This window comes from Mycobacterium tilburgii, assembly GCF_902168065.1.
GTDB lineage: Bacteria > Actinomycetota > Actinomycetes > Mycobacteriales > Mycobacteriaceae > Mycobacterium > Mycobacterium tilburgii.
On record NZ_LR655690.1, the window covers coordinates 79,131 to 90,247 of the forward strand.

The window sequence follows — 11,117 nt, forward strand, 5'->3', positions numbered from 1 at the left end:
CCGCGGGGACTGGCACGCCATCTATGGCGCGACTGTACCCGGCTCACCATGGGCGGTGGTACGACGCGGTCAGACGCCCACCCGGCCCAGCCGTCGGCGGCGCGGATTAGCACCTCGCAGAGTTCGCGCAGCTTGGCAGCCCCGGCACCTTCGTCCAACGCGGTGGCGACATCCTCCGCCGCGCATCGGACCTGGTAAACACGGTCGGAGAGTTCGGCGGCATCCTCCGCCGACAAGACCACCGCGTCCGGCGGCAACGCCACGGCGGCACCGCCCTCACCTCGGGTGATCGCGGCCCGCTGCTCGTAGGCCCGCTGCCGGCAGTACTGACGGCGCCGCCCCAGCCCGACCTCAGTGACGTCTCGACTGCACCAGCGGCATGGCTGTGTTGGGAGCGGCGGCTCACGCTTGCCGACTTTAGTCCGATCTACTCCGCGATCCTGGTATTATAAATAAAAAATTAAGTCGCGTGTGCTGCGTGTCGACTCGGGAACTACGGAGAGCGTTTTGACGTTTGCCATGCGAACGACAAACGCGTCACGGGAGCGTAAAGCTCAGAGGAATCAAAAGGAGTAGCAGCCATGGCTGATCGTGTACTGAGGGGTAGCCGCCTCGGAGCCGTGAGCTACGAGACCGACCGTAACCACGACCTGGCCCCGCGCCAGTTGGCGAAGTACCGCACCGAGAACGGCGAAGAATTTGAGGTTCCGTTCGCCGACGACGCCGAGATCCCCGGCACTTGGCTGTGCCGCAACGGCATGGAGGGCACCCTGGTCGAGGGCGACCTGCCCGAGCCGAAGAAGGTCAAGCCGCCGCGCACGCACTGGGACATGCTGCTCGAGCGTCGCAGCGTCGAAGAACTCGAAGAGCTGCTCAAGGAGCGTCTGGACCTGATCCGGTCGAAGCGGCGCGGCTGAGTCGAGCCGTCAGGTTCGGTTGGCGGCGCCCGCCCGCGCGCCCTTGCGGCGCCGTTCGATTCCCCACTTCGCAACCTTGACCAGCGCCTCTCGGATGTTGGATCCGCTCATCTTGGATACGCCGAGTTCCCGCTCGGTGAAGGTGATCGGCACCTCGACGACGATGAATCCGTTGTCGAGCGTGCGCCGGGTCAGGTCAATCTGGAAGCAGTAGCCCTTGGAGTCGACGCCGTCAAGATCGATGGCCTCGAGCATCTCGCGACGGTAGGCGCGGTAGCCGGCGGTGATGTCGTGGATATCGATGTCGAGAGCCAGGCGCGCGTAGGTGTTCGCCGTCCAGGACAGCGCCCAGCGTCGTTTGGGCCAGTTGCGGACGGCTCCCCCGTCGACGTAGCGGGAACCGATGGCCAGGTCGGCGCCGGCGTCGACGGCGTCGAGCAGCCGGCGTAGCTGTTCGGGTGCGTGGCTGCCGTCGGCGTCCATCTCGACCAGGACCGCGTAGTCGCGGCTGAGCCCCCAGGCGAAGCCGGCGAGGTAGGCGGCGCCCAGACCGTCCTTGGCGGTGCGGTGCATGACGTGGGTGCGGCCGCCGTAGGCCGCGGCCAGTTCGTCGTCCAGTTCGCCGGTTCCGTCGGGGCTGCCGTCGTCCACGACCAGGATGTGCACGTCCGGGCAGGCGTCCGTCACCCGCCGGTGGATCAGCGGCAAGTTCTCCCGTTCGTTGAAGGTCGGGATGATAACCAAAACACGCTGGCTGGGACGACTGCCCAAGGTGGGGGTCACCTGCTCACCGGTGGTCATTTAGCTCCTCCGTGTCGCCCGAGATGACGCGGTCGTCCGCCGTCTTCGGGTTGGGGTTCGTCCGGGGCCGCGGCAGCATCCGCTGGTTCAGCCGAAGGCCGGGACCTGAGCCGAACCGGACGCGGGGAGCTCCTATTGTGCCGTATTCCGGCCAGGATGACCGCTCCGGCCGCCGCCACCAGAATCCACTGCACGAGCGGGGCCCACCGCGTTGCGGGCGTCAGCTGCGTCTTCAGGCGCACCTGGATGTCCAGGTAGGCAGGTTGGAAGAACTCGGTGCAAACCAGTTCAGCGCCGTCGGGCGCGATCACCGAACTGATCCCGGTGGTTCCGGCGACCACCACATACCGGTCGTGCTCAACGGCACGGACCTTGGCGAACGCCAATTGTTGCTCGCTCATCCGGCGGTTGAAGGTGGCGTTGTTGGCGGGGACCGCCAGCAGTTGGGCGCCGTTGCGGACGGCCTTGCGCGGCTGCCGGTCGAAGATCACTTCCCAGCAGGTGGACACGCCGACCGGCGCTCCGGCGATCTGCACCACGTCGTCACTGTTGCCCGGCACGAAATTGCCGGCTCGACCGGCGTAGCCGGACAGATGCTTGAAGAGCCACCGCATCGGCAGGTACTCTCCGAAGGGCTGCACGATTTCCTTGTCGTGGCGGTCCGCCGGCCCGGTGCCGGGATTCCAGACGATGGCGGTGTTGGTGTATTCGGCCGGCTCCCGGCCGGGCACCGCGAGCACCGACCCGACCAGGATCGGCGCATTGATCGCGTGGGCCGCGGCGGCGATCCGTTCGGCGGCGTCGGCGTTGACGAAGGGGTCGATGTCCGAGGAGTCCTCCGGCCAGATGACGAACTGCGGCTGCGGCGCGACCCCGGCGCGTACGTCCTCGACCAGCCGCAGCGTCTCTTCGACGTGACGGTCCAGCACGGCCCGACGTTGCGCATTGAAGTCGAGGCCGAGCCGGGGCACGTTGCCCTGGACGGCGGCGACGGTGACCGGCGACTCGCCACCCGACCCGGCACCGGAGTGCCGGACCTGCGGCCAGACGATCAACGCGGTGAACAGCACGATGCAGATGCAGACGCCGGGCAGCACGACCGCGGGCGGCGGGGCTTCCGATTCGGTGTCCGCCACCGAGGCGCCGTCGCGTGCCCGTCCGCCGGTTCGCCACCACTTGACGATTTCCAGCGCGATCGCTGTCGCGCTGAAGCCCACCAGCACCACCGCCATGGACAGCAGCGCCACCCCGCCGAGTTGCACCAGCGGCAGGAACGGTCCTTCGGTCTGGCCGAAGGCCACCGCGCCCCACGGGAACCCTCCGAACGGGAAGATCGACTTCAGCCACTCCTGGGCGGTCCACAGCAGCGCGAACCAGATCGGCCAACCCGGCAATCGCCGGACCAGGGCCGCGAACAGGCCGAAGATGCCGGGGAACAGCGCGCACATGGTCGCCAGCGCCAGCCATGGCACGGCGCCGACCAGCAGGCTGATCCAGGGCAGCAGCAGCATGTAGAACGCCAGCCCAAACAGAAATCCGTAGCCGAAACCGCCGGCCAGGGTGGTGGCCGGATGCTGCAGCACCCACGCCAGCAGCGCGGCGGCCACGACGGCGGCCCACCACCAGTTCACCGACGGGAAGCTGGTGCAAAGCAGGACGCCGGCCACGATGGTGACGGTCAGACGCGACAGCCGGGGCACCATCGCAGCCTTGATGCCGGGCAGGCGCGCTACCGCCGCGGCGCCCAGCCGTGCCAGCGCGCCGGCGACAGCCGGACCGACGTGGGCCGCGAGGCCGGGTTTGGCGGCCGGCTCGGGTTCGTTGGCCGTTTCGGGCTCGGGTTCGTCGAACGGCTCGGGCTCGTCGCTAGCCATGCAGGATCGCACGCCGATGGACGGTCCGCCGGCACCGCGGCAGCTCGTCGGTCGGCCCCAGCCGGGGCAACGCGGGAACGTGGGATCGCGGGTCGGCGGTGGACCACCGCTGGACGCTGTCGTCGGAAACGTGCACATCGAGCTCGCCGGCATCCCACACGGCATAGGACGCGGGCGCACCAGGGACCAGGGCACCGATGTCGCCGTCGCGGACGCCGCATGCCAGCCAGCCGCCGCGGGTCGCCGCGGCGAAGGTCGCCCGCGCCGACACCCCGCTGCCCGGGGTGCGGTGGTTGACCGCGGCGCGCACGCTGGTCCACGGGTCGATCCCGGTCACCGGAGCGTCGGAACCTAACGCGAGGGGCACGCCTTGGGATGCTAACAGCGCCAGCGGGTTGAGTTGACTGCCTCGTTGAGCGCCGAGTCGTTCGGCGTACATGCCCTGGGTAGGGCCGCCCCACAGCGCGTCGAAATTGGGCTGCACGCTGGCGATGACACCCCATACGCCGGGCTTGGCGGCCTGGTCGGCGGTCACTATTTCGACGTGCTCCTGCCGGTGCCCCCAGCGGGCCACGGCGGTCAGCCCGAGGTTGGCAACGACGCGTTCCAGCGCATCGACCACCGCGGAGACGGCCGCATCACCGATGACGTGGAAGCCGGTTGTCACCTGCGCCTGGGTACAGGCACGAAGATGCGCCTCGATCATGCCCGCATCGAGACGAGGTGCCCCGGCAGTCCGGCGCGTCGGCGTAGGGCTCGTGCAGCCAGGCGGTGCGGGAGCCGAGGGCGCCGTTGACGAAGAGATCGCCGGCCAGCCCGCGGGCTCCCGTCTCGGGCCAGCAGCGTCCGGTCCTGCTCGGCACTGGTCACCGCCTCACCCCAATAGCCGATCACCTCGACGCCGTGATCGAGGGCGCGATGCTGTCGCCAGTTGTCGAGGCCGCCGATCTGGGGCCCGGCCGCATTCGTGGACCGCGACGGTGCCGGACGCGGCCACGGCCCGCAGCGCGGTGGACCGGGCTTCGGCCAGCTGTGGGCCAGTCACTGGTTCGGGCGACCGCCGCACCAGTGATATGCGTCGCCGTCAGGGGCCGCTCGGCGGCGAAGACCTCGTCGCTGCCCAGCCAGACGATGACCTCGCCGCGCACCGCCATCGTGGTCGCGTACGGGGTGGCTGGAGCTGTGCACCCGCCCGTTGACCAGCAGCGTGGTGGGTATGGGGGTCACCCCGCAAAACCTACGCGGAGTACCGGGGGTCGCCCCAGTGGTCGTCGGTCGACAACGCGGGCGGCTTCACGTCATGCACATCGTCTCGGACATACTATCGACATCGTCTTGGACGTCGATGACCTCGCCGTCGATGTAGTCACGGCCATCGCGGGAACGGTGGAGGTCGGCCAAGTCGCCCCGTAGCCGAGCACCAACGGGGCGTGGCGCTGCAAGCCGCGCAGTGCGAAGCCGGTCACGGCGGGGCCGACGGCGGCACGCACCGGCGGCAGCAGCAACAGCACCCCCAACACCGTGGTCACCAGGCCGGGAACCAGCACCAGCGCCGTCGCGACGGTCGTGGTTGCCCCGTTGCCCAACATCGAACCCGGCGCCTGCACACCGGAGAGAGAGCAGCTGGCCGAGGTCGCGAATCAGCTGTGAGCCCGCCCACGGGGCGAGCAACCCCCGGCCCAGGATGAACGTGGCCAGCAGACTCAGCAGGGTCCAGCCCCATGCACCACGATGAACGCGTGTCCACGGCCTACCGACGAGTTTGCCGCGGCCACAACGGCATTCAAGTCTACCCCGTACGCGGCGACCCACGCGGCGGCCAGCGCAACGAAGCCGGTGCCCATGGCCCCCCGATTTCGAGTCGATCACCCGTACGGTCGGTCCCAGTTGGGCCGCGACCCGTTCGGCCACACCGTGGGTGCCCGACAGTGCCGACGAGATGTGCACCGCCACGACGCTATCTCCGCCGGAGTCGGTCAGCGCCTGTCGGTATGCTGCGGCGAGTTCGGCAGGAGTGGCCGCCGCGGTGGTGGCGTGACGCTGGTAGACGTCGTCGGGAATCTCGTCGACGCCGTCGCGCCGTCGAGCAGGATGTGCAGCGGGACAACGCGTATCGCCCACTTGTCAAGCAGGTCGTCAGGCAGACGCGACGACGCATCGGTCATCACCACCACAGTCACGCGCGCCCCTATCGCTTCGTCTGCATCGTCGACGGCGCGGCTCACGGTCAACCGCGCGGCTTCTCGCTGACTACGCCGGCTTCATTTGCGCGGCTTCTCGTTCACCACGCCGGCCTCGGCCAGCGCCTTTAGTATCAACTCCGCCACCGCCCGGTGCGCCTCGAAATTCCAGTGAATGCCGTCGGGATTACCGCGTCCACTCATGACCTGTTCGGCGACAGCCGCTTTCAAATCCACCAGGGTGACATTGTGACTCTGCGCCCATTCGGTGATCGCCGCCACGGTTCCGGCGCGGCCGTGATGAGCCTTTCCGTACGTCTCGGCGATGTGAACCGAAGGCAGCGACGCCACAATCGGGATGCCGGGCCGGTTGAAATCGATTGCGCCACGGGTCTGCTCGAGATACTCGGCACTCAAGTGTGGCGGCAGCGCGGCACGGGCCACCGGCGACAGCCTGGGTTGCAGCCATCCGTAACCGTCGCGCACCCAGCGCCGCAGCCAGGGCGGCCGGACGTACCGGATCAGCTCACGCAACGCAGTCGGTAGCACCGAGGGCAGGGAATCCATGCCGCCGGTCGCAAAGATCACCGCCCCTGCTCTGGGCAACGCCGCCCAAGCCCGCGGATCCTGCGTCGCCGCCCACCACACGTCACGACACGTCCATCCGATGCGGCCGATCAACTCGACATCCCAATCTAGTTGATCACCAACAATATTGGGCCAAATCCGAGGATCGTCTGCAGGAAGGCCGCCGGTCGGGCCGTAATAGGCCAGGGAATCGGCGAAGACCAGCAGAGTCGGTCGTACGTCAGAGGACATCATTGGACACCTGCGCCGAGGCATTCCACACGTCGAGGCGCCACCGGATGCACTGGAAGTCGGCACTAGTGTCGTGCAAATGGCCGGAGAGCTGCACCCAACTGGCGTTGCCCATGCCGCCCAGAATCGGCCAGTTGGCGACCGAAAGCTGCAACAGCACAGCCGATAACGCGGCGATCAGCCCGCCATGGGCCACCAGCACCACCGGACGATCAGGCTCGGCGGCATCCCCCCAGTCCGGCTCGCCGGCCACCAGTTCGGCCACCAACAGCACACTGCGCGCGGCGACGTCGACCCTGCTTTCCCCGCCGTGCGGCGCCCAGGTGGCGTCCTCGCGCCAGGCGATCCGGGCACCCGGCGCTTGCGCATCGACGTCGGTGTGGGTCAGGCCCTGCCACTCGCCCAAATGGGTCTCCCGCAGCCGCTCGTCCACCCGCACCTGCAACCCGGTGTGCTCCCCCGCCCTGATCGCGGTGTCATAGGCGCGATGCAGATCCGACGACACGATCACCATCGGCTGCAACTTGCCCAGCACCTCGGCGGCCGCGACCGCTTGGGCTCGGCCGAGTTCGGTGAGCGCGGAATCCAGCGGCCCCTGCATCCGGGCTACCGCCATTGAAGTCGGTTTGCCTATGCCGCAACATGATCAGCCGGCGAATACTCATTGCGCGCTTTCCTCGTCGCTGTCTTCGAACTCGACCGGCAGCACCGGTCAGTCACCCCACATGCGATCCAGGGCATAGAAATTGCGGTCGTCCTGGTGCTGGATATGCACGACGATGTCGCGGTATTCCAGCAGTGTCCAGCGCCCCTCCCGCGCACCTTCGCGGCGCGCCGGCTTGTAGCCGGACTTCAGCATCTTCTCCTCGACCTCGTCGACGATCGCGTTGACCTGACGTTCGTTGGAGGCGGAGGCGATGACGAAACAGTCGGTGATGACCAGTTGCCCGGAGAAGTCGATGACAACGACGTCGTTGGCGAGCTTGGCGGCCGCGGCGTTGGCCGCGATGGTGGCCATGTCGATGGCTTCCTGGGTGGCGCTCATGTGCTGTTCCCCGCCGCCAGACTGGACTGGGTGGCATCGAGGTCGTCGCCCACCGATTCGCGATAGAGCTGCCGCTTGGACACGTACTGCACGACGCCGTCGGGCATCAGGTACCATAGAGGCCGTCGCTGCGCGGCCCGCTGCCGGCAGTCGGTCGACGAGATCGCCAGCGCCGGAATCTCGACCAGGGTCAGCGCATCCTGAGCCAGCTCACCGAGCGCGTCGGTGACATGCTCGCGGCGCAAGTCGTAGCCGGGCCGGCTGACGCCGATGAACCGGGCTAGCTCGAACAACACCTCCCAGCCTTGCCAGGACAGGATGGACGACAGCGCGTCGGCGCCGGTGATGAAAAACAGCTCGGTATCCGGGTTGAGCGCGTGCAGATCCTGCAGGGTGTCCTTGGTGTATGTCGGGCCGCCGCGGTCGATGTCGACCCGGCTGACCGAGAACCGCGGATTGGATGCCGTCGCGATCACAGTCATCAGATAGCGGTCCTCGGCTGCGGACACGTTCCGGGACTTCTGCCACGGCTGTCCGCTGGGTACGAAGACCACTTCGTCGAGGTCGAACAGGTCGGCCACCTCGCTGGCGGCAACCAGGTGTCCGTAATGGATGGGGTCGAACGTCCCACCCATCACTCCCAGTCGGCGAGGCGGCTTTTGCACGATGTGCCAGCTTACCGGGCCGCCCGCCCGGCCGGCAGTTGCCGTGCTGTGGCAGATCGGAGCATCGGACGCCGAGCGTGAGGCCTATGAACGAGTTCAGGACAATTTTGTACGTAGCACCCACACTCGGCAGCACCGGATGCGGCCTCACACCGGCAGGAGTTGGTCGATCACCGTCGCCAGCTGCTTGGCGGATCGACATTTGTGCATGGTGATGACTTCTTCGTAGCGCGGTACGGCCGAGTCGCCGCTGCCCCACAGGTGCCGGGGCTCGGGATTGAGCCAATGCGCGTGCCGAGCGGCGGTCACCATGTCGGAGAGGACGTCGATGGCCGGGTCGCGGTAGTTGGTGCGCCCGTCGCCAAGCACCAACAGCGAGCTGCACGGTGACAACACGTTGGGATTGGCCTGCACGAAGGAGACGAACGCATTGCCGTAATCGGAGTGGCCGTCGCGGCTGTACACCCCCGCCTCGCGGGTGATCCGCTGGATCGCCACGGCCAGATCGCATTCCGGCCCGAACATATGGGTCACCTCGTCGGTGGTGTCGATGAAGGCGAATACCCGGACGCGGGAGAACTGTTGGCATAGTGCGTGCACCAACAGCAGGGTGAAGTGGCTGAATCCGCCCACCGAGCCCGACACATCACACAGGCCAACGACGCCACCACCCGCTGCATCTGCCGCAGCTGGTCACCGGAAGCCCGCAGGAACTCGACGTTCTCGGAAAGCTGTGGAATGCCGTACATCTGGACGTGGTCACGGCCGAGCTGCTCGGCGGTGCGCCGCTTGGTCTCGGCATCTACCAGCTTGCTCATCTGCGTAATCCGCTGCGCAGCAAGATATTTTTAGACCTGATCCTGAATAGGAGTGGGGTCGTCGTACGGGGCGAGCAGGCCCGCGAGCAACTTGCCCTCCAGCTCGTCGAGCGCCATCGCCTTCAGGGCCTGATACGACGAGAACGACGGGGCCGCGGCTAGAGCTGTATTTGCCGTAGGCCTCGACGATCCGCGCGATCATCGCGACGAGTCGTTCGTCCATGTCGGCCAGGTCTTCGTTCTGGGTGAGCAGGTCCAGCAACATCTGCCGCATCGCGTCGACGTCGTCGGCGGGCAGGGCGTCGCTGTCCGGTCCCGCTTCGCCCGCGTCGTCGACGACGACGGCGCGCGTACCCATCGCCGCGGGGAACCACAGGTCGAACATCGCCTGAGCCGGCCTGGATGCGCAAGATCTGCTTGGCGTGGTTCCACTCATAGAGAGCGCGCGCTTCGTCGACGCCCTCGTAGCACTGCAGCCGAACCAGACCCGAGCCGGTGGCCTGCGCGACGGCCCGCGCCAGCTCGGTCTTGCCCACGCCGGCCGGTCCCTCCACCAGCAGCGGCTTGACGAGCCGATCCGCCAGAAACACCACGGTCGCGGTGGCGGTGTCGGGCAGGTAACCGGTCTCGGCCAACCGCCGCGAGATGTCGGCGATATCGGCGAAGAGCGGAGTCGACCTGGCAGGCACGCTACACAATCTGGTTCTCCTATAACATTTTTCGTGGACCCTGGTCAGGTTGTGCGAACCTGGCCGTCTCCCCACGCGATCCATTTGGTCGAGGTCAGTTCCGGCAGGCCCATCGGACCGCGGGCATGCAGTTTCTGAGTCGAGATGCCGATTTCGGCGCCGAAACCGAATTGCTCGCCGTCGGTGAAACCGGTCGATGCGTTGACCATCACCGCGGCCGCGTCGACCCCATCGGTAAACCGTTGTGCCGCAGCCATGTTGTCGGTCACGATCGCCTCGGTGTGCCCGGTGCCGTATTCGTTGATGTGCGCGATCGCGGCGTCGACGCCGTCGACCACCGCCACCGCGATGTCCATCGACAGGTACTCGCGGCGCAGATCATCCTCGCTCGGTGCCTCGTGCAGTCCACCGTGCACGGTCACCCCGGCGTCTTGCAGCGCCGCCACCAACCGGGGCACCGCGTGTGCGGCGATCGACCGGTCCACCAACAACGTCTCGGCGGCATTGCACACACTAGGCCGGCGGATCTTGGAATTCAGCAGAATCCGCTCGGCCACATCCAGGTCGGCGCCGCCGTCCACGTACACGTGGCAGTTGCCGACACCGGTCTCGATCGTGGGTACCTGGGCGTCACGCACCACCGCCTCGATCAGACTCGCTCCGCCGCGCGGGATCACCACGTCGACCAGTCCGCGCGCCTGGATCAGGTGCGTGACCGTGGAGCGGTCGTCGGCGGAGAGCAGCTGGACGGCGTCGGCGGGCAGGTCTTCGCCGGCCAGCGCCGAACGCAGCACCTCGACCAGCGCCTGGTTGGAGCGCGCCGCCGACGAGCTGCCGCGCAGCAGCACGGCGTTGCCGGATTTGAGGGCCAGACTGAAGGCATCGACGGTGACATTGGGCCGGCCCTCGTAAATCATCCCAACCACGCCGAGCGGAACCCGCTGCTGGCGCAGCTGCAGCCCGTTGGACAGCATGTACCCGCGCAACACCTCCCCGACCGGGTCGGGCAGCCCCGCCACCTGGCGCAGGCCGGCGGCGATGCCGTCCACTCGCTTTTCGTCCAGCGCCAACCGGTCCAGCATCGCGTCCGACGTCCCGGCGGCGCGGGCGGCGTCGAGATCTTCGGCGTTAACCGCCAATATTTGCCTGGTGTTTGCCGTGATCGCGGTGGCGGCGGACTGTAGCGCCTGGTCCTTGGCCACCGTCGGCAACAACGCCAGCGCACGGGACGCAATGCGGGCGCGACGGGCGGCGGCGTGAACTTCCTGACGTAGGTCAGGACACGACGGTGCTTGCAGACTCATTGATC

The 11,117-nt window shown here is 67.6% G+C and carries 6 protein-coding genes and 7 pseudogenes; 1 reads left to right on the plus strand and 12 read right to left on the minus strand.

The window, feature by feature from the left end:
* Positions 1-77 precede the first annotated feature (77 nt).
* A pseudogene (locus FQ389_RS00345) lies at positions 78-386 on the minus strand (hypothetical protein); the annotation flags it as partial.
* Between the two features lie 195 nt (positions 387-581).
* On the opposite strand from FQ389_RS00345, the gene FQ389_RS00350 reads away from it, so the two are divergent.
* Positions 582-917 (plus strand): RNA polymerase-binding protein RbpA, encoded by a 336-nt coding sequence (locus FQ389_RS00350; RefSeq protein WP_144205763.1) that lies wholly within the window; start codon positions 582-584, stop codon positions 915-917.
* 9 nt (positions 918-926) lie between these two features.
* On the opposite strand, the pseudogene lnt reads toward FQ389_RS00350, so the two are convergent.
* The 11 genes and pseudogenes from lnt to FQ389_RS00410 form a co-directional block, all read right to left on the minus strand.
* A pseudogene (gene lnt / locus FQ389_RS00360) lies at positions 927-3,421 on the minus strand (apolipoprotein N-acyltransferase).
* A 163-nt stretch (positions 3,422-3,584) separates the two neighbouring features.
* Positions 3,585-4,698 (minus strand): annotated as a pseudogene (locus FQ389_RS00365) (amidohydrolase family protein); the annotation flags it as partial.
* 192 nt (positions 4,699-4,890) lie between these two features.
* Positions 4,891-5,199, minus strand: a complete 309-nt coding sequence (locus tag FQ389_RS00370) for an FxsA family protein (protein WP_260860305.1) — start codon at positions 5,197-5,199, stop codon at positions 4,891-4,893.
* Positions 5,200-5,316: 117 nt separating this feature from the next.
* Positions 5,317-5,772: pseudogene (locus FQ389_RS00375) on the minus strand (DegV family protein); the annotation flags it as partial.
* A gap of 81 nt (positions 5,773-5,853) precedes the next feature.
* Positions 5,854-6,591, minus strand: coding sequence for a diglucosylglycerate octanoyltransferase (gene octT, locus FQ389_RS00380; protein WP_144205886.1), 738 nt, complete (start codon positions 6,589-6,591; stop codon positions 5,854-5,856).
* Positions 6,581-7,256: pseudogene (gene gpgP / locus FQ389_RS00385) on the minus strand (glucosyl-3-phosphoglycerate phosphatase). Before gpgP ends, octT begins: the two are co-directional and overlap by 11 nt.
* Before the next feature lie 47 nt (positions 7,257-7,303).
* Complete coding sequence (rsfS, locus tag FQ389_RS00390) at positions 7,304-7,636, minus strand: ribosome silencing factor (RefSeq protein WP_144205767.1); 333 nt, start codon at positions 7,634-7,636, stop codon at positions 7,304-7,306.
* A complete protein-coding gene (gene nadD, locus FQ389_RS00395; RefSeq protein ID WP_260860391.1) occupies positions 7,633-8,280 on the minus strand; it encodes a nicotinate-nucleotide adenylyltransferase in 648 nt (215 codons plus the stop codon). Before nadD ends, rsfS begins: the two co-directional genes overlap by 4 nt.
* A 168-nt stretch (positions 8,281-8,448) precedes the next feature.
* Positions 8,449-9,507 (minus strand): annotated as a pseudogene (locus FQ389_RS00400) (VWA domain-containing protein); the annotation flags it as partial.
* Positions 9,503-9,817 (minus strand): annotated as a pseudogene (locus tag FQ389_RS00405) (AAA family ATPase); the annotation flags it as partial. The pseudogenes FQ389_RS00400 and FQ389_RS00405, both read right to left, overlap by 5 nt.
* 35 nt (positions 9,818-9,852) lie before the next feature.
* On the minus strand, positions 9,853-11,112 hold the full coding sequence (locus FQ389_RS00410; protein WP_144205768.1) for a glutamate-5-semialdehyde dehydrogenase: 1,260 nt from the start codon (positions 11,110-11,112) through the stop codon (positions 9,853-9,855).
* Between the last annotated feature and the right edge of the window lie 5 nt (positions 11,113-11,117).